The organism is Proteus sp. G2300 (genome assembly GCF_009915965.1).
Taxonomy (GTDB): domain Bacteria; phylum Pseudomonadota; class Gammaproteobacteria; order Enterobacterales; family Enterobacteriaceae; genus Proteus; species Proteus vulgaris.
The window spans coordinates 1-19,369 of record NZ_JAABNK010000014.1 but is presented as its reverse complement, the minus strand read 5'-3'; the positions used below and the strand labels follow the sequence as shown (position 1 = coordinate 19,369).

The following is a 19,369-nucleotide window of genomic DNA, read 5'->3' as shown; positions in this document are numbered from 1 at the left end:
TTATTGTGTGTTCCTTATATTGGTGATTTGGCGTGACAGAAAAAACTCTGCAAGTGCCAAATCTTCTGGCTGAGTTACTTTGATATTATCTGCACGCCCTTTCACTAATAACGGCTCATATCCAGCAAATTCCATTGCTGATGCTTCATCAGTAATAGTCGCTTTTTGTGAGAGTGCATTTTCTATATTTTGTTTTAATAATGAGGCAGGAAAGAACTGTGGCGTTAAAGCATGCCATAATGTTGTTCTTTCTACTGTTTGTTCAATATGGTTGTCTTGTTGATGACTACGCTTCATCGTATCACGAACAGGGGTGGCGAGAATGCCACCACAAAAATGAGGATCCGAGAAATTTTCATCAATTAATTTAATAAGATGATCAAGATCGCCAAAATGTAAGCAAGGCCTTGCTGCATCGTGGACAAGCGCCCAAGTCTTTTCAGAAAAATGCTGAGTGACATACTCTAAACCCGATAATACAGAGTCTGCGCGCTCTCCGCCACCGTTAACCGTAATGATCCTTTCATCTTGCGCTAAAGATAAAGTTTTAAAATAATGATCATCAGGGCTAATGGCCACAATAATTTGCGTTATGCGTGGGTGTTTTAATAAAGCTTTAATGGTATGTTCAAGAATAGTCAATCCACCAATCTTCAAATATTGTTTTGGACAGATTGATTGCATTCGACTTCCGATACCAGCTGCCGGAATAACGGCAACAATAGGAAGAGTTGAGTTTGTTATATTCATTATAGTATTTGTATCAGGACACACTATTAATTCAATAAATTAACGACGTGGTTGAGACTTATCATTCACAATACGGAAAAAAGTCTCATTAGGTTTAATCATCCCTAATTCACTACGAGCGCGCTCTTCTAAGGCTTCTTGCCCGCCATTGAGGTCATCAATCTCTGCAAATAGACGATCATTACGCTCTTTTAACTGCGTATTTTGCGCCAATGCAGAGGCAACTTCTTGACTTACTTTGTTGTAATCATGGATACCATTTTTACCTAACCACAATGAGTATTGTAGCCAGCCAAGTAAAATCAGAAGTAAGACTGTTAATTTCCCCATTACCACCCCCAAGATTAATGGGCTAATCATCCCACAACTCAACCACAGACGCCACAAAAGCGCTGGAATATATTACATTATTATTCCTATTCTCCTCACTATAAACGTGGGTAATTTCTGTAATATTCAGATTAAGGCTTAATTTTTTCTTATAAAGATAAGGCTCAATAAGGTTAATTGATAAATAAATCAGTTCTGGGTGAAAAGTCTTAATAATATTTTACACTCGCGTGATGATAAATGTATTTCATACAAATAACACTCTCGCGTCTCTACACATTCCCCCCTTTTATGAGGTGTTTGTGTAGAGATAATTGTATTTCACTTTAAAATTAACGGTAGATATGATTTTGCTGTAGATAGGTAAGGATATGCTGAATAAGAATATTGATAGGGCGTGTGCCGTCTAAATGTAATTCAGGTTCAATAGGCTGTTCATAAGGCGAATCTATACCTGAAAACTGCTTTATTTCACCGCGTCTTGCTTTTTGATAAAGCCCTTTAGGATCCCGAGCTTCGCAAATATGAAGTGGAGTATCAACGAAGATTTCAATAAATCGACCTTGCTCAAAGCGTCCTCTAACTTTTTGTCTGTCTTCTCGATAAGGAGAGATAAATGCAGTTAAAACAATCAGCCCGGCATCTACCATTAATTTAGCCACTTCACCAACACGGCGGATGTTTTCATGCCGATCTTCTTCGCTAAACCCAAGATCACAGCATAATCCATGACGTAAATTATCACCATCTAATAAATAGGTGCGAATTGGCGAATCAGAGTGTTGATAAAGTGCTTGCTCTAATGCATCAGCAAGCGTGGATTTACCTGATCCTGATAGCCCAGTAAACCAAAGCACACATCCTTTGTGTGCTTGCTGTGATTCACGATCGTTTAATCCAATTGTATGAGAATGCCAGACAATATCTTCGCTTATCATCTTTATTTTCCTCCAAGAAGATCTCTTGCTCCCCAATGAGGAAAATGACGACGGATAAGCTGATTAAGTTCAACTTCAAAAACATCATATTGCGTAGTCGTGTGCGTCGGAGCGTTTCGAGTTTCTCGGATAAGCCCAGCGCCTACCGTGACATTGCTTAACCTATCAATAAAAATAAGTCCGCCCATATCGGCATTTTCTTGATAATTATCAAGCACTAATGGCTCTTCAAATGAAACTTCAACACGACCAATTGCATTTAAACTTAAGTTATCTGTCACTTGTTGGGTAAGCTTATTCACATCTACTTGATAATGAATATTCTCTATTTTTGCTCGACTCTTTTTGCCTGCAATTTTGATATCAAGTATGTGCCCTTGTACTAAAGATTGCTCTGACATCCACACCACATCCATCAATGCATGAGTGCTAATATTGGCTGTTGTATCGTTATTATCAACGATGATATCACCACGACTAATATCAATTTCATCCGTTAAAACAAGTGTAATTGCTTGTCCAGCACTCGCTTGTGTTAAATCACCATCAAAAGTAACAATACGCTTGATAGTAGAACATTGCCCTGAAGGTAATACTTTTATTTGTTGCCCTTGGTAAAGAACACCAGAAGAAATTGTGCCACTGTATCCTCTAAAATCTAGATCTGGGCGATTTACATATTGCACAGGAAAACGCAATAATTGCGTAGATGAACCTAATTTGACTGGCGCATCTTCCAAAAGTGACAGCAAGGTTTTTCCTTGATACCAAGGCATATTCAAGGAAGGTGAAACAACATTGTCACCCTCAAGTGCAGAAATGGGAACAAATTCAATGGTTAGATCAGCAGGTAGTTGATCGGCAAATTTAAGATAATCTTGTTGGATCGAATTAAAAACAGCTTGCTGGTGATCAACAAGATCCATTTTATTAATCGCTACAATCAGATGACGTATCCCTAACAAGGTGCTGATAAAACTGTGACGTCGCGTTTGCTCTTGTACGCCTTTTCGAACATCGATCAGCAGAATAGAAAGTGTACTTGTTGATGCACCTGTTGCCATATTACGGGTATATTGTGCATGTCCGGGTGTATCAGCAATAATAAACTTGCGTTTTGCCGTTGAAAAATAACGGTAAGCAACATCAATAGTGATCCCTTGCTCCCTTTCCGCAGCTAATCCATCCACCAGCAAAGCAAGATCAAGCTTTTCACCTTGCGTGCCAATTTTTTTACTTTCAGTTTGTAATGTAGAAAGCTGATCTTCGTAGATCTGCCTTGTATCATGAAGCAAACGTCCTATTAATGTACTTTTGCCATCATCAACGTCACCACAGGTTAAAAATCGTAATAACCCTTTGTGTTGTTGCATTTTAAGATAGCTTTCCACCCCACCCAAATGTGCAATTTCACCCGCAATAAGTTGATTGGTTTTCACAGCTGCAAGTCCCATATATCCTCCAATTAAAAGTAACCTTGGCGTTTTTTCAGTTCCATTGATGCGGACTGATCACTATCGATTAAACGCCCTTGTCGTTCACTGCTGGTGGAAATCAGCATTTCCTCAATAATGGCGGGTAGCGTTTCTGCTTGTGAGGGAATAGCTCCTGTTAATGGCCAGCATCCTAGGGTTCTAAATCGGACCTGTTGCTGAGTGATAACTTCTCCTGATTTAAGATCAATTCTGTCATCATCAACCATAATTAATGTGCCATCACGTTCAATAACAGGCCTATTTTTTGCAAAATAGAGAGGAACAATATCGATATTTTCTAAATAGATATATTGCCAAATATCGAGTTCAGTCCAATTAGATAATGGAAATACTCGAATGCTTTCACCTTTATTAATTTGACCGTTATAGTTTTTCCATAATTCAGGCCGTTGATTTTTCGGATCCCAACGATGAGATCTATCTCTAAACGAATAAATACGTTCTTTGGCTCGTGACTTTTCTTCATCACGGCGAGCGCCACCAAATGCCGCATCAAAACCATATTTGTCTAAAGCTTGCTTTAACCCTTCTGTTTTCATGATATCCGTATGTTTTGCACTACCATGAATAAACGGGTTAATTCCAAGCTCTGCACCTTGTGGATTACGATAAACCTTAAGATCAAACCCATATTCTTTAGCTGTTTTATCTCGAAATTCATACATTTCTCGAAATTTCCAACCAGTATCAACATGCAATAATGGAAACGGTAATTTAGCGGGATAAAATGCCTTACGTGCTAAATGCAACATCACCGAGGAATCTTTGCCTATTGAATAAAGCATGACGGGATTTGCAAATTCAGCGACAACTTCACGCAGGATATAAATACTTTCTGCTTCTAATTGCTGAAGATGCGTTAACTGTGTTTCATTCATAACAACCTCGTTTAGGCAAAATGAACCAAAGGTGAATGGAGTGACGGTAAGGATTGATAAGCATATCTATCACCAAACCACGCAAGTTGGTGATGTAGTGCAGCGACTTCTCCCACAATTAATAAAGCGGGAGTCGGTGCTTTTTCAGCTAACTGCGCTAATTGTGTTAGGTTTCCCGTGAAGACTTGCTGATCACGACGAGTGCCACAACTAATCACCGCGATAGGCGTTAATGGAGAACGTCCGAGTTTGATTAAACGCTGGCTAATAAGCTCTGCTTTTGCTGTCCCCATATAAATAGCGAGAGTGTGATTAGCTTGCGCTAACGATGCCCAATCCGGTTCATTCCCATCCGTTTTACAATGCCCTGTCATAAAGGTGACACTTTGAGCATATTGTCGGTGGGTTAACGGGATCCCTGCATAGGCACTCGCTCCGCTCGCTGCAGTGATCCCCGGTACAACTTGAAAAGAGATCCCATGCGTGATAGCAACTTCAATTTCTTCACCACCACGCCCAAAAATAAAGGGATCTCCCCCTTTTAATCGAACAACACGTTTACCTAATTGCGCATATTTCACAATCAGTGCATTTGTTTCCTCTTGAGAAACACTGTGATGTCCCGCTCTTTTGCCCACACAAATAGTGTCAGCATCGCGTCGTACAAGCTCTAAAACCTCTGGACTCACTAAACTGTCGTAGAGCACAACTTCAGCTTGTTGAATAACCTGTAAACCGCGCAGTGTTAATAACCCTGCATCACCGGGGCCAGCCCCAACCAATGCAAGTTCGCCTTGTTGGCTCTCTTTTTGTTTCAATTGTTGTTCAAGCAAGGCTTCTGCTTGTGCTAATTGATCGCTTGCTACTAAAGAAGCAAATTTACCGCTGAAAGCTTGCTCCCAAAAACGACAACGAGCTTGAAAAGTCTCTAAGTGCTGTTTCACTTTGTTGCGCCATTTTCCTGCTATTGTCGCCATTGCGCCTAATGAACTTGGCAATAAGGCTTCTAACTTTTCACGGATCATTCGCACTAAAACAGGTGCTTTTCCTGCCGATGAAATGGCAATCAAAATAGGATTTCTATCGATAATGGCAGGAAAAATAAATGAGCATTGAGGTTGTGAATCCACGACATTAACAAAAATATGTCGTGCTTGTGCATCAAGATAAACTTGCTGATTAAGCACACTGTCATCCGTAGCCACAATAACCAGCATCATTCCTAATAGATGCTCAGATTGATATTTTGCTGACACCCATTCAATTTTGTCTTGCTGATAAGCAAGATGTAATTCATCACACAACTGAGGTGCTATCACTCTTAAACGAGCACCTGCTCTTAATAACAGCAAAGCTTTACGCGCAGCAACATGACCACCACCCACCAATAACACCGGGCGTTCTTTTAATTCAACAAATAAGGGTAGGTAATCCATACACGTATCTCTTCTTCATTGTTCACTTTATAACTAACGACTATAAAAGGTGCTTTAGAGGTTATGAAATGACAAAAAGCTATGTAATGGAACAGAAAGGAATAAGGAAAAATAAAACAATTTCAATGGGTTATTTTTTTTAAAACGACAAATAGGGCAATAGATTGAACTATTACCCTAACTATTTTATTGATAAATAATGACGTTATTCGTGTAACCCACACTCACGTTTTAAGCCAAAAAAGCGAGTCTCTTCTTCACTCATACCTTCTTCCCATTTTCGGGTTGTATGAGTATCACCTACAGAGAGATAACCTTGCTCCCATAAAGGGTGATAAGGTAAACCGTTCTCTTTAAGATATTGATAAACCTGCTTATTATCCCAATCTACTATTGGTAAAAACTTAAAGATCCCTTTTGCGATTGAAAGCACTGGCAAATGCTCACGGCTTTTAGATTGTTGTCGGCGAAGACCTGCAAACCATGTTTGAGCCTGTAATGCTTTTAACGCCCTTTCCATCGGCTCTACTTTGTTTATCTGGTTATAACGTTCAATACCATCAATGCCTTCTAACCAAAGTTTGCCATAGCGCGCTTCTTGCCAAGATGAAGATATTTCAGCTCGATAGATATGTAAGTTAAGTTGTAACTGCTGAGTCAACGTATCAATAAATTGATAGGTTTCAGGAAACAAATAACCTGTATCGGTCAAAATCACTGGAATATCAGGATATTGCCGAGTAATCAAATGCAAACAGACTGCCGCTTGAATACCAAAACTAGAGCTTAATACATAAGCTTTAGGCAAATGAGCTAAAGCCCAAGTAACACGTTCAATAGCACTGAGTTGCTCAAGTTGTTGATTAATTTCAGTTAACGCTTGCTGTTGTTCTTCTATCGATAATAGCCTTAGTTGATCAAGGTGAAATAGACTCATACAGCCTCCTGCACTTCATAAAAATCCACGGCAGAATTAAGTACAGGTTTAACAACATCCGTACGGATAAGGAAATCACCAAATCCTTCATTGTTATGGCGAGAAATAGCCCATTCACCAATCAATGAATCAAGTATTGCTATAATTTCTTGCGAGGTAATATTTTCACGATACATTCTAGGTATACGTGTACCTATACGATTACCGCCTAAATGTAAGTTATAACGATCGGGGGCTTTTCCCACCAGCCCAACTTCTGCCAACATAGCTCTGCCACAGCCATTCGGGCATCCTGTTACACGAACAACAATATGCTCATCACTCACACCATGTTTTGTCATCAAACGATCAAGTGTATCCGTGAATGAAGGTAAAAAGCGCTCAGCTTCAGCCATCGCTAATGGGCAAGTTGGAAACGAAACACAGGCCATCGCATGTTCACGCAGTGGAGTCACCCTGTCATCAATCAATCCATATTGGCGAGCAATAGCTTCAATACTTGCTTTCTCACTTTCAGGTACACCTGCCACAATTAAATTTTGATTGGCAGTAAGGCGAAAATCACCTTGATGAATTTTAGCAATTTCAGCCACACCAGTTTTTAACTGAGCATCAGGTTTATCAATTAATCGGCCACTTTCAATAAATAAAGTAAGATGCCATTTATCATCAACACCTTTTAGCCACCCCATTTGATCGCCTCGATGCGTAAATTCATAAGGTCGAATAGCATCAAAAATCACGCCTGAACGACGTTCAACTTCCTTTTTAAATGTCTCGATCCCCACACGTTCTAATGTGTATTTCGTTTTTGCATTTTTACGCTCAGTGCGATTTCCCCAATCACGTTGAGTCGTTACAATGGCTTCTGCAATTGCTAGTGTTTTCTCAATAGGAATATAACCAAATTCACTGGCTAAGCGAGGAAAGGTATTCTTATCGCCATGTGTCATCGCAAGACCGCCCCCGACCAGCACATTAAACCCAATAAGGCGTCCATTTTCAGCAATTGCAATAAAATTCATATCATTTGCATGAAGATCAACATCATTATGAGGCGGGATCACCACTGAAGTTTTAAATTTTCGAGGCAAATAGGTTTCCCCTAAAATAGGCTCTTCATCAGTCGTCGCTATCTTTTCTTTATCTAACCAAATTTCAGCATATGCATGAGTGCGAGGTAATAAATGCTCTGATATTTTTTTTGCCCACTCATACGCTTCTTGATGCAATGAAGATTGCACTGGGTTTGAAGTACATAAGACATTACGATTAACATCATTCGCGGTTGCCAGAGAATCAAGCCCTGTGGCAGCTAACATTTGATGAGCAGGTTTTACATTGCCCTTTAAGATGCCATGAAATTGAAAAGTTTGGCGATTAGTAATTCGAATACTGCCATAAAGCGTATTTTCTGTCGCAAACTGATCAATGCTAAGCCACTGTTTAGGGGAGATAATGCCACCAGGTAAACGACAACGTAACATCATCGCATGACGAGGTTCTAACATTTGCTGAGCACGCTCAGCACGAATATCTCTGTCGTCTTGCTGATACATGCCATGAAAGCGGATCAGTAGAAAATTATCGCCTTCAAAGCCCCCTGTTAAACCATTTTGTAAGTCTTCTGTAATAGTGCCACGTAAAAAATGACTCTCTTTTTTCATGCGTTCACTATCAGATAGTTTCCCTTCAACCACTAAGGGCGCTTGAGTATGTAATTTCATTTAATAGACATCCCTCTGATAACGCCGTTCTAGACGTAGCTCACTTAAATATTCTTCTGCTTCTTCACTATTTTTATTGCCATACTCCATCACAATATCTAACAACGCCTGCTCAACATCTTTTGCCATATGTGATGCATCACCACAGACATAAAGATAAGCGCCTTGTTGTAACCATTGCCAAATCTCACTACCACGTTCACGTAATTTATCTTGCACATAAATTTTATGTGCTTGATCTCGTGACCATGCTAAATCGATATGAGTTAACAGGCCGATTTTGACATAACGTTGCCATTCCACTTGATAGAGAAAATCTTCAACAAAATGAGGGTTACCGAAAAATAACCAGTTTTTGCCTGTTGCACCGTCATTTTCGCGCTGTTGCATAAAGCCTCTAAAAGGCGCAATACCTGTACCTGGGCCAATCATAATCACGGGAGCATCGTTATTGTTGGGTAACCGAAAATGCACATTCTTTTCGATAAAGACATTGACGGTATCGCCTTCTTTTAAGCGGTCAGCTAAAAAGCCAGAAGCGCCTCCAGTATAAACATGCGAATTTACGTCATAACGCACAACACCCAACGTAAGGTGTACTTCGTCTTCCACTTCCTGTTGTGATGAAGCGATAGAATAAAGGCGAGGTGTTAATGGACGTAAAATATCCACAAAGTCTTGTGCCGTTGGTTGAGCACAATATTGGCGAACCATTTCATTGATAGGGTGTTTTTGTGCATATTGCTGAAGCTTTGTTTTATCCGCAATCAGTGACAATAAATCTTCATGGCGCGTCAGTTGCGCATAGGCTTTGACGATAGGTGCGCTATTTTGAGTCAGCTCACAATGATGCAATAAGGCGTCTTTTAAGGTAAATGTTTGAGATTTTAACGTGACAGTTTCATCCCCTCTTAGCCACAATAACGCAATAAGTTCATCGACTTTTTCAGGCGAATTATTAAACCAAATGCCCAACGCATCACCAGGCTCATAATGCAAATCAGAACCTTTAAGACTGATTTCAATATGACGAATATCTCTATCTGAATTTCTGCCCGTAATTTTTTGATTAGTGAGTAATGTGGCGCTAAAAGGAGCATCACGATGGTAAAGAGAAGCATCAATCGTATCAGTCGTCCCCGATTGTGTTTGTTGTAATACTTGCGTACTTTGTGTCGGGATCCTTGCTTTTAAAATCTCTGTAATCTGCTTTATCCATTTCTCTGCAACAGCTTGATATTCAACATCAGCATCAACCCGAGGCAATAAACGTGTTGCGCCAAGTTGGGCAATGCGCTCATCAAAATCTTTACCTGCTTTGCAAAAATGCTCATACGAAGAATCACCTAAGCTCAATACCGCATAAGACGTTTCCTTCATTTCAGACGCTTTTTTAGAGTGCAGATATTTATAAAAAGCGATCGCTTCTTCTGGAGGCTCACCCTCACCTTGTGTGGAGGCAACAATAATTAAAGTTGTCGCTTTATGGATCTGCTTAAATTTATATTCACTGGCAGAGTGCAACTCAACATTCAATTTATGGGCAACTAAGTTATCTCGCAATTGTTCTGCTAGATGGCGTGCATTACCCGTCTGAGAAGCAGAGATTAATGTTATTGTCTCTTGCTCTGGCACTTGTGGTGAAACAACCGTTGTTGGCGCGGGTACGGTAGCATGATCCAATTGCCCCCATAAATACCCTGATAACCACGCGATTTGCGCTGTTGAGAGATCTTTTGTTGCGTCCTGTAATTTATTCAATTGCTCCAGCGTTAATGGAAGCATTGATAATAATGGAGGTTGGTTGCTCATTTATTCTGCCTTAAAAAAGTAAAGCGCTTATCTGTGCTTTATTGTTCTTTGATAATATTTCTAATATTGAGAGGGTATCCCACGACTAGAAGGTGAATTAAAGACCTGTTGGCTCTATCTAATAACCTTAAATGCTAAATTTATTTATCGGTTTCCTTTACCAATATAATTAATAAGCAAAAAGGAACATAACAAGCCATTAAGATTAAGGGAGATTAGGCGTGATTAGCTAAATCAGCTACACTGATAGACTTCGTACTATTTGTGTCTTTTTTTTACTAATTAAGTCAAGAGAGTTTTGATGACAACCACCATCTTTAAAGATTTTCAGTTTGAAGCTGCCCACCACTTACCACATGTTCCAGAAGGCCACAAATGTGGACGCCTTCATGGACACTCTTTTCTTGTTAGATTAGAACTAACAGGTGAAATTGATCCTCATTCAGGTTGGCTTATTGATTTTGCTGATGTTAAAGCCGCATTTAAACCTACTCTTGAACGTCTTGATCACTACTATCTTAATGAAATTGAAGGTCTTGAAAATCCGACAAGCGAAGTGCTCGCAAAATGGATTTGGCAACAAGTCAAGCCAACACTACCGTTGTTATCGGCAGTAATGGTTAAAGAGACGTGTACAGCAGGATGTATTTATCGCGGTGAATAGATCGGTATTAACATTCCCCCCTTATCACCTAAAAAAATCAGCCTATTATTGGCTGATTTTTTTCATAATAACGATGTGATCACGCAATATTTAAATATTTATGCGTTTGCATTGAGAAACGCCAATTACGTTCAATACAGGTTTTAATACATAATGTGGTTGCACTCTCTTTACAACTAATGGGTTGCAAAGCAATAACTGGGGCTGGCTGTTGAGTGCGTAAAGTCAGTAAGGCATCCAATACTTCAATATCTTTTTCACGTCCTACTGGGTGTTTTATCTCATTTGCCCGATTGATGGCATTCGGTAAAACACGAAATCCGCCTCGCATACCTACTTTGGGGGAAAGTGTCACCCACGTTTTCTCACTACATAGAATATCGTGAGTACCACTGGTTTCTATTTGGCAAACAAAACCCGCTTGCTCTAGTCTTTCAGTTAAAGGACGCAAATCATATAAGCAAGGCTCGCCACCTGTAATAACAATATGTTTTGCACTATAACCTTGTTGCTGAAAAAGTGATAAAATTTCAGTAGCACTGGCTTCGCCCCATGTATCGCTTTCTTGCGTTTTAATTGGGATATCACCAAGAGGAACTTTTTTTTCATCCTTTTTTTCCCAAGTATGCTTCGTATCACACCAACTACAGCCGACTGGGCAACCTTGTAATCGAACAAAAAGCGCAGGAACGCCAGTAAAAACACCTTCACCCTGTAAGGTTTGAAACACTTCATTAATGGGGTATTGCATAAGAAACTCTGATATCCAATGAATGCTGATGATTATTACAGATAACTATCTCACCGTAAGAGGCTTTATGATAAGGTACATGGTTTGTTTTGAATAGCTAACGTGCGCGAAGACACTGAAAAAGAGGATAGAGTTCCTCCGTTGGACAGAGATGGGAATACTTTAGATGCAAAAAGAGAATCAACTTTCACGAGGATTATCAGGGCGGCACATTCGTTTCATGGCGCTAGGCTCTGCAATCGGTACAGGTTTATTTTATGGTTCAGCTGCGGCGATTGAAAAAGCAGGTCCCGCAGTGTTACTTGCTTACCTTATTGGTGGTGCAGCAGTATTTATGGTTATGCGTGCATTAGGTGAAATGGCCGTTCATCATCCAGTTGCAGGCTCTTTCTCACAATATGCAAGCCATTACATGGGGCCTTTAGCTGGCTTCTTAACTGGTTGGAACTATGTTTTTGAAATGCTGATTGTTTGTCTAGCAGACGTCACGGCATTCGGTTTTTATATGAAACTCTGGTTCCCAGATGTTGATCAATGGATATGGGTTTTAGGGATAGTCTGTTTTATTGGCGCTTTAAACCTTTGCCATGTGAAGATATTTGGTGAAATGGAATTTTGGCTTTCTATCGTTAAAGTCACCGCTATTATCGCAATGATCATTGGTGGTGTTGTCATTATGATGTATGGCTTTGGCCAACAAACTGAACATCCTATTGGGATCTCTAACTTATGGGAGTTTGGTGGCTTTATGCCTAATGGTATTGAAGGGGTCATCGCTTCGCTTGCCATTGTGATGTTTGCGTTTGGTGGGATTGAAGTGATTGGTATTACTGCCAGTGAAGCTAAAGATCCTGAGAAAACCATTCCTAAAGCTATCAATGCCGTACCGTTTCGTATCTTATTATTCTATGTTCTAACGATATTCATTCTAATGTGTATTTTCCCTTGGCAACAAATTGGCCATAACGGTAGCCCATTTGTACAGATTTTCTCAAATCTTGGAATAAATTCAGCGGCAAATATCTTAAACCTTGTGGTTATCACTGCCGCAATCTCAGCCATCAACAGTGATATCTTTGGGGCTGGTCGTATGATGTACGGTATGGCTCAAGAAGGGCAAGCACCTAAATCCTTTATGAAACTTACTCGTAATGGTGTGCCTTGGATGACGGTATTAGTCATGTCTGTCGTACTCTTACTTGGCGTCGTGCTTAATTACCTTATCCCAGAACAGATCTTCGTTTTAATCGCTTCTATTGCGACATTTGCAACAGTTTGGGTTTGGTTAATGATTTTACTTTCTCAAGTCGCTATGCGTCGTAAGATGAGCACCGATGAAATAAAAACACTGAAATTCCCTGTGCCATTTTGGCCTGTTGCACCAGCGCTGACTATCATCTTTATGGCGTTTGTTATCGCAATTTTAGGCTATTTTGAATCAACCAGAATGGCATTAGTTGTGGGTATGATCTGGGTGGCTATTTTAACCATCGGCTACTATGTGGGTATCAAACCAAGAATGAACCAGAAATAAACCATATTTCTGAATTAACCAATATTTGAGTTGAATAATAAAGGCTGTGGATAATTTCACAGCCTTTTTCTTTATAACATAATAGCGACTAAGCCAGTGCTTGTTCTAGATCTGCAATTAAATCATCCACATCTTCCAAACCAATTGATAAACGAACTAAACCATCACTAATGCCATGCCTTTGTCGTTCTTCTGCACTATAAGTAGCATGGGTCATTGTTGCTGGATGTTGAGCTAAAGACTCGCAATCGCCTAAGCTCACAGCTCGACTAAAAAGATTTAAGCGATTGAGAAACGCTCTGCCTCCTTTAATGCCTCCTTTTAACTCAATAGCTATCATACCTCCCGCTAACCGCATTTGACGTTTGGCTAGCTCATATTGAGGGAAAGAAGCCAGTCCAGGATAATGAATAGTTTCAACTTTAGGATGCTCTTCAAGGTATTGTGCGATACGTTGCGCATTTTGGCAGATTAGCTCCATTCTTATGCCTAACGTTTTTATGCCTCGTAATATTAACGAGGCATCGTGAGGAGACAAACAAGCCCCTGTCATATCCTTTAAACCTTCAACACGTATTTTATCTGCTAAGGCGTATTTGGTAATAATAGCCCCCGCAGTTACATCACCATGTCCTGATAAATACTTGGTCATGGAATGCACAACAATATCTGCGCCAAGTTCTAAAGGTTTTTGTAAATAAGGCGAGCAATAAGTACTATCGACCATCACTAAAATACTGTGCTGATGCGCAATTTTTGATATTTTTGTTATATCACTAACTCGCATATTAGGATTTGCGGGCGTTTCAAAGAAAATTAATTTCGTTTTCTCTGTCATTGCTCCTTTTAAGTTTTCAAGGTTAGTTAAATCAACGTGCTTTATTTTAATGCCAAATTTAGCAAGCCCATGATTGAAAAAAGAAAAAGTACAGCCATAAAGTGTCATATCAGCAATTAATTCATCACCGGGCTGAAGCAACGACCAGCAAGTTGAAGTAATCGCCCCCATTCCTGAAGAAAAAACAACGGCAGCCTCACCATTTTCTAATTGCGCTAATCGCTTTTCTAATAAATCTAAAGTAGGATTTGAGATCCGTGAATAAAAATGCCCTTTTTGCCTTCCTGCAAAGCAATCTGCGCCATATTGAGCCGTCGGAAAAACAAAAGTAGACGTTTGAAAAACAGGAGGCACTAATGCCCCCTGAAAATCTAGCGGAGAATAACCATAATGTATTGCTTGAGTATTAAAATTTTTATTACCTTGCGTCATTATATATCCTTATTACTAATTAACTTTCTATTCTTTGATTGTTTTCCCCAATAATTTGAACCGTTCTTAAAATAATTGAAATCCCTTTAAGGGTATCTGGGTTTTTTAATAATGAGAAAGTTGAACCTAAAGTATATTTTTTATCTTGGTAAATAGATTCTTTTTTTGCCATATTATAAGCAGCACTCAACTCCCATGCTGGAATCAATGTTTCTTCAAAGGCAACCGACAATTTTTCAACTGTTGCATTATCCATAATATCTATTGAGTCTGAAATTAAGGATAATAAGTCAATGATATTATCAAAACGCTTTAATGCTAATAATGGTCGTGCTTTTTCTAATAAATGTTGAAAATGTTGTTTATCTTCATCCGATAATATTTGAATATCTTCTGGGCTTAAATTATTTTCACTCATTATTGTATCCCCTATAATAATCCTCTGACTGTCGCCCAATATAAACCTCGGTTATAACTATTACGTAGCAATCCACCCAACTTCGTCGGTGGTGTCGGTATTACGTCATGCTTATAGTCATATTGTAATGGCATTCCAGCTGATAACCCCATTTGTGCAACAGCTTGTACTCGACCATCGTAAATGGCAGCAGGATAACCATAGCGAAGTTCACCACAAATATTATTCGCAATCACTCCCGCTTGGTTATGACAGCTACCACCGGCTTTACTAATCGGTAAATCAACAGTATCACCAAGAACATAAACTTGATTTAATCCATAAACTTGTAATGTTTCGGGATCAGTGGGTAACCAACCTTCTCCGTTTTTATGTTCACTTAACCCAGTATTACGAATAGCTTCAACAGCAGTAATTGGTGGCGTACTCATAAGGATATCAAACGGTTCTGCTTCACCTTCTTTTGAATAAGCTATCTTCTTATCAGGGTCTACATGGCTTAATGTGAATCCACGTTTAGCCTTAATATCCCGCTCAGAAAATACCGCCGGAAGGACTTCACAAACTTCTTGTTGCATAAATAAACAGTTTCTTAAAAGTTGAGCGACCGTAGGATAGGTGTAAACAATTTCAATATTATTTCTCACTCGACGTTGACGTAACAGTTCATCAAGCATCAAGGTTGTTTCCATAGGTGCAATACCGCATTGATGAGGCACATTCGGCGTTTCAGGGAAACTCACCGTAATAAATACACGCCCTTTTTCAATTGTCGCAAGTTTATCAGCAAGTGATCTAGCAGCTTCATATTGATAAAAATGATTTCCAGCTTCTTTTAAACCTTCAATTCGATGAGGACTAGGAACACAGCCAGTTGCTAAAACTAAAAAATCATAATTATATTTTTTCTTAGAACCACAATAAATAACTTTATTATTAAAGTCGAAGCGTTCCGCTTTATCAATAATAAATTCAATTTCGGGTCTTAATAAACTTCTTTCTGAACGCATTAACTCTTCTTTAAAAAAAATATTAAATGCAATATACATAAATGCAGGTTTGTAATAATGATGAGGATTATCTGAAATAAGTGTTATTTTAATTTTATTTGAAAATATTTCGTCATTTAATTTTTTAGCCAGGATATTAGCAAGAATCGTTCCGCCGGTACCACCGCCAATAATAACTATATTTTTTGTTGGCATTTTATTTCCTATATCTAGTAATGTTAGATAGACAAAAAAAGTATAGTAAAAGGCGTTAATATAACAAATAGATTAAACAGATAAATTAGTTAAGGAAAACATAATTATATTAATAAATGATAGATATAATCCTAAAATATTTAAATATTATTTATATAATATTTACCAATGTTATCATAACCTATTAATAGAATGTCGCAATTAAGGGATGATGATCAGATGCATCTGTGATTAAAACTTCAGCTTTATTCAACGATAAACCCCGATAAAAAATATAATCTAAAGGCTTACCAAACGCTTTAGTACGCCAATCATTATCAAAAATAACCTCTTTAAGCCTTAATCTTCTCGCAAAACGTTTTAATACATTCACTCTAGGCCGACTCCATGCATTAAAATCACCAGCCAAAATGATGGGGCCTTTATGGTGCATAATATGAACAGATAAATTACTTAATTGGCGCTGATACACATCAACACCAAAACTAAAATTAATTGCATGTACATTAATCACCATTAAATGATCACCCGTGATCAGCGGATATACCGTAATTAATGCCGATTTAGATAAACGTAGGAAAGGCTCTTTTTCTCGGAGAGGACAACAATAGATAGGATGTGAACTTGATAATGTCATCACACCTGCTGGATGCTGTTGAAAGGCTAAAGCTGGAACTTGATCTGCAATTAAGTGGTGAGTTCCAGCAAAACGAACAAGTTCTGGTGTCGTTTGAGCTTCTTGCAGTAAAAGCAAATGCGTATCTGTTGATAACGTTTCCAGCATGTTACGCCAATTAGGTCGTTGCTGTTTATAGATATTCCAAACTGCAATTTTTAGCGTGCCTTCTGTGTAAAGAGGCATTCCAATAGGTAACGTGTCCTTTCTTTCACTTAAAGGCGGGCTGGGTTCAATCCTTTCTACAGGTTGACCTGCCACAAAACGTACTGAATAAGTCGGTTTCTTCGCCATTAACAACCTCAGATAAGCAGCAAGATTTCTTGCTATAACTTAAGTATACCAAAGCCTAGCCTTACCCTCATCTTTTAAAAGGATACTATAATCAACTAAAGCAATTATTTTTATATAAAATAGTTATTTTTACTTAACTTTAGTAATTTAATGTATGTTTATTCTTAAGTTTTAAGCAAAAAAAAACCTAAGTCGTTAGACTTAGGTTTCTTATAGTTGGCGGAACGGACGGGACTCGAACCCGCGACCCCCTGCGTGACAGGCAGGTATTCTAACCAACTGAACTACCGCTCCGCGTATTCTTTTCGCACTTAATGTTTTACAACACTAATGCTTTAATTTAATGCCTGGCAGTTCCCTACTCTCACATGGGGAGACCCCACACTACCATCGGCGCTACAACGTTTCACTTCTGAGTTCGGCATGGGATCAGGTGGGACCGCTGCGCTATGGCCACCAAGCAAATTCGGTTTTATTACCCGCTTCTTTCCTTTCGGTCAGTCGCCAGTAATATCAATCTTAAACAAGCCTACTTTATCTACTCTTCGTCTCTCAGACAAAACACCTTCGGTGTTGTCAGGTTAAGCCTCACGGTTCATTAGTACTGGTTAGCTCAACGTATCGCTACGCTTACACACCCAGCCTATCAACGTCTTAGTCTTAAACGTTCCTTTAGGTCACTCAAGGTGACAGGGAAGACTCATCTCGAGGCAAGTTTCCCGCTTAGATGCTTTCAGCGGTTATCTCTTCCGCACTTAGCTACCGGGCAATGCCATTGGCATGACAACCCGAACACCAGTGGTGCGTTCACTCCGGTCCTCTCGTACTAGGAGCAACCCCTCTCAATCTTCCAACGCCCACGGCAGATAGGGACCGAACTGTCTCACGACGTTCTAAACCCAGCTCGCGTACCACTTTAAATGGCGAACAGCCATACCCTTGGGACCTACTTCAGCCCCAGGATGTGATGAGCCGACATCGAGGTGCCAAACACCGCCGTCGATATGAACTCTTGGGCGGTATCAGCCTGTTATCCCCGGAGTACCTTTTATCCGTTGAGCGATGGCCCTTCCATTCAGAACCACCGGATCACTAAGACCTACTTTCGTACCTGCTCGAGCCGTCACTCTCACAGTCAAGCTGGCTTATGCCTTTGCACTAACCGCATGATGTCCGACCATGCTTAGCCAACCTTCGTGCTCCTCCGTTACTCTTTAGGAGGAGACCGCCCCAGTCAAACTACCCACCAGACACGGTCCCCGACCCGGATTACGGGCCTAGGTTAGAACATCAAACGTTAAAGGGTGGTATTTCAAGGTTGACTCCATGCAGACTGGCGTCCACACTTCATAGTCTCCCACCTATCCTACACATCAAGGCTCAATGTTCAGTGTCAAGCTATAGTAAAGGTTCACGGGGTCTTTCCGTCTTGCCGCGGGTACACTGCATCTTCACAGCGAGTTCAATTTCACTGAGTCTCGGGTGGAGACAGCCTGGCCATCATTACGCCATTCGTGCAGGTCGGAACTTACCCGACAAGGAATTTCGCTACCTTAGGACCGTTATAGTTACGGCCGCCGTTTACTGGGGCTTCGATCAAGAGCTTCTCCCTAAGGATAACCCCATCAATTAACCTTCCAGCACCGGGCAGGCGTCACACCGTATACGTCCACTTTCGTGTTTGCACAGTGCTGTGTTTTTAATAAACAGTTGCAGCCAGCTGGTATCTTCGACTGGCTTCGGCTCCGTCCGCAAGGGACTTCACTTACCGCCAGCGTGCCTTCTCCCGAAGTTACGGCACCATTTTGCCTAGTTCCTTCACCCGAGTTCTCTCAAGCGCCTGAGTATTCTCTACCTGACCACCTGTGTCGGTTTGGGGTACGATTGTTGGTAACCTGAAGCTTAGAGGCTTTTCCTGGAAGCAGGGCATCAATTGCTTCACCACCTTAGTGGCTCGTCATCACACCTCAGCATTAAGTGACCGGATTTGCCTAATCACTCTGCCTACATGCTTGAACCGGGACGACCGTCGCCCGGACAACCTAGCCTTCTCCGTTCCCCCATCGCAGTTACCACCAGTACGGGAATATTAACCCGTTTCCCATCGACTACGCTTTTCAGCCTCGCCTTAGGGGTCGACTCACCCTGCCCCGATTAACGTTGGACAGGAACCCTTGGTCTTCCGGCGTGCGGGTTTTTCACCCGCATTATCGTTACTTATGTCAGCATTCGCACTTCTGATACCTCCAGCAT

The 19,369-nt window shown here is 40.2% G+C and carries 16 protein-coding genes, 1 tRNA gene and 2 rRNA genes; 2 read left to right on the top strand and 17 right to left on the bottom strand.

Features of this window, described 5'->3' with window-relative positions:
- The 9 genes from ispD to cysJ form a co-directional block, all read right to left on the bottom strand.
- Positions 1 to 750 (bottom strand): 2-C-methyl-D-erythritol 4-phosphate cytidylyltransferase, encoded by a 750-nt coding sequence (gene ispD, locus GWI97_RS07925; protein WP_036934790.1) that lies wholly within the window; start codon positions 748 to 750, stop codon positions 1 to 3.
- Between the two features lie 39 nt (positions 751 to 789).
- A complete protein-coding gene (ftsB, locus tag GWI97_RS07920) occupies positions 790 to 1,080 on the bottom strand; it encodes a cell division protein FtsB (RefSeq protein ID WP_036934791.1) in 291 nt (96 codons plus the stop codon).
- A 332-nt stretch (positions 1,081 to 1,412) separates the two neighbouring features.
- Positions 1,413 to 2,018 carry an adenylyl-sulfate kinase gene (cysC, locus tag GWI97_RS07915; protein WP_052038449.1) on the bottom strand — a complete coding sequence of 202 codons (606 nt, stop codon included), beginning with the start codon at positions 2,016 to 2,018 and terminating at the stop codon, positions 1,413 to 1,415.
- A gap of 2 nt (positions 2,019 to 2,020) precedes the next feature.
- Complete coding sequence (gene cysN / locus GWI97_RS07910) at positions 2,021 to 3,472, bottom strand: sulfate adenylyltransferase subunit CysN (protein WP_036934797.1); 1,452 nt, start codon at positions 3,470 to 3,472, stop codon at positions 2,021 to 2,023.
- A gap of 11 nt (positions 3,473 to 3,483) precedes the next feature.
- The gene (gene cysD, locus GWI97_RS07905) at positions 3,484 to 4,392 is read right to left on the bottom strand and encodes a sulfate adenylyltransferase subunit CysD (RefSeq protein WP_036934798.1); all 909 of its coding nucleotides are present in this window, start codon (positions 4,390 to 4,392) and stop codon (positions 3,484 to 3,486) included.
- Positions 4,393 to 4,403: 11 nt separating this feature from the next.
- Positions 4,404 to 5,828, bottom strand: a complete 1,425-nt coding sequence (gene cysG, locus GWI97_RS07900) for a siroheme synthase CysG (protein WP_036934799.1) — start codon at positions 5,826 to 5,828, stop codon at positions 4,404 to 4,406.
- Positions 5,829 to 6,033: 205 nt separating this feature from the next.
- Positions 6,034 to 6,765, bottom strand: a complete 732-nt coding sequence (locus tag GWI97_RS07895; protein ID WP_123822370.1) for a phosphoadenylyl-sulfate reductase — start codon at positions 6,763 to 6,765, stop codon at positions 6,034 to 6,036.
- The gene (gene cysI, locus GWI97_RS07890; RefSeq protein WP_036934803.1) at positions 6,762 to 8,492 is read right to left on the bottom strand and encodes an assimilatory sulfite reductase (NADPH) hemoprotein subunit; all 1,731 of its coding nucleotides are present in this window, start codon (positions 8,490 to 8,492) and stop codon (positions 6,762 to 6,764) included. The genes GWI97_RS07895 and cysI overlap by 4 nt, the downstream gene beginning before the upstream one ends.
- A complete protein-coding gene (gene cysJ, locus GWI97_RS07885; RefSeq protein WP_036934805.1) occupies positions 8,493 to 10,304 on the bottom strand; it encodes an NADPH-dependent assimilatory sulfite reductase flavoprotein subunit in 1,812 nt (603 codons plus the stop codon).
- 298 nt (positions 10,305 to 10,602) lie between these two features.
- Between cysJ and queD the strand changes: the two genes are divergently transcribed.
- On the top strand, positions 10,603 to 10,968 hold the full coding sequence (gene queD / locus GWI97_RS07880; protein WP_087803050.1) for a 6-carboxytetrahydropterin synthase QueD: 366 nt from the start codon (positions 10,603 to 10,605) through the stop codon (positions 10,966 to 10,968).
- 79 nt (positions 10,969 to 11,047) lie between these two features.
- Here the strand turns inward: queD and queE are convergent, their stop codons facing one another.
- Positions 11,048 to 11,719: a 7-carboxy-7-deazaguanine synthase QueE gene (queE, locus tag GWI97_RS07875; RefSeq protein WP_036934809.1), complete on the bottom strand. Its 672-nt coding sequence runs from the start codon at positions 11,717 to 11,719 to the stop codon at positions 11,048 to 11,050.
- Between the two features lie 166 nt (positions 11,720 to 11,885).
- Between queE and GWI97_RS07870 the strand changes: the two genes are divergently transcribed.
- Positions 11,886 to 13,253 carry an amino acid permease gene (locus tag GWI97_RS07870; RefSeq protein WP_036934811.1) on the top strand — a complete coding sequence of 456 codons (1,368 nt, stop codon included), beginning with the start codon at positions 11,886 to 11,888 and terminating at the stop codon, positions 13,251 to 13,253.
- Positions 13,254 to 13,341: 88 nt separating this feature from the next.
- Here the strand turns inward: GWI97_RS07870 and GWI97_RS07865 are convergent, their stop codons facing one another.
- The 7 genes from GWI97_RS07865 to GWI97_RS07835 form a co-directional block, all read right to left on the bottom strand.
- Positions 13,342 to 14,523 carry a methionine gamma-lyase gene (locus tag GWI97_RS07865; protein WP_036934812.1) on the bottom strand — a complete coding sequence of 394 codons (1,182 nt, stop codon included), beginning with the start codon at positions 14,521 to 14,523 and terminating at the stop codon, positions 13,342 to 13,344.
- Positions 14,524 to 14,542: 19 nt separating this feature from the next.
- The gene (locus tag GWI97_RS07860; protein WP_036934814.1) at positions 14,543 to 14,941 is read right to left on the bottom strand and encodes a hypothetical protein; all 399 of its coding nucleotides are present in this window, start codon (positions 14,939 to 14,941) and stop codon (positions 14,543 to 14,545) included.
- 11 nt (positions 14,942 to 14,952) lie between these two features.
- A complete protein-coding gene (locus GWI97_RS07855) occupies positions 14,953 to 16,146 on the bottom strand; it encodes an NAD(P)/FAD-dependent oxidoreductase (protein WP_036934816.1) in 1,194 nt (397 codons plus the stop codon).
- A gap of 184 nt (positions 16,147 to 16,330) precedes the next feature.
- A complete protein-coding gene (locus GWI97_RS07850) occupies positions 16,331 to 17,116 on the bottom strand; it encodes an endonuclease/exonuclease/phosphatase family protein (RefSeq protein WP_036934818.1) in 786 nt (261 codons plus the stop codon).
- A 217-nt stretch (positions 17,117 to 17,333) separates the two neighbouring features.
- Positions 17,334 to 17,410, bottom strand: a tRNA-Asp gene (locus GWI97_RS07845).
- A 51-nt stretch (positions 17,411 to 17,461) separates the two neighbouring features.
- A 5S ribosomal RNA gene (gene rrf, locus GWI97_RS07840) occupies positions 17,462 to 17,577 on the bottom strand.
- A 116-nt stretch (positions 17,578 to 17,693) separates the two neighbouring features.
- Positions 17,694 to 19,369: ribosomal RNA gene (locus tag GWI97_RS07835) — 23S ribosomal RNA — on the bottom strand; the annotation flags it as partial.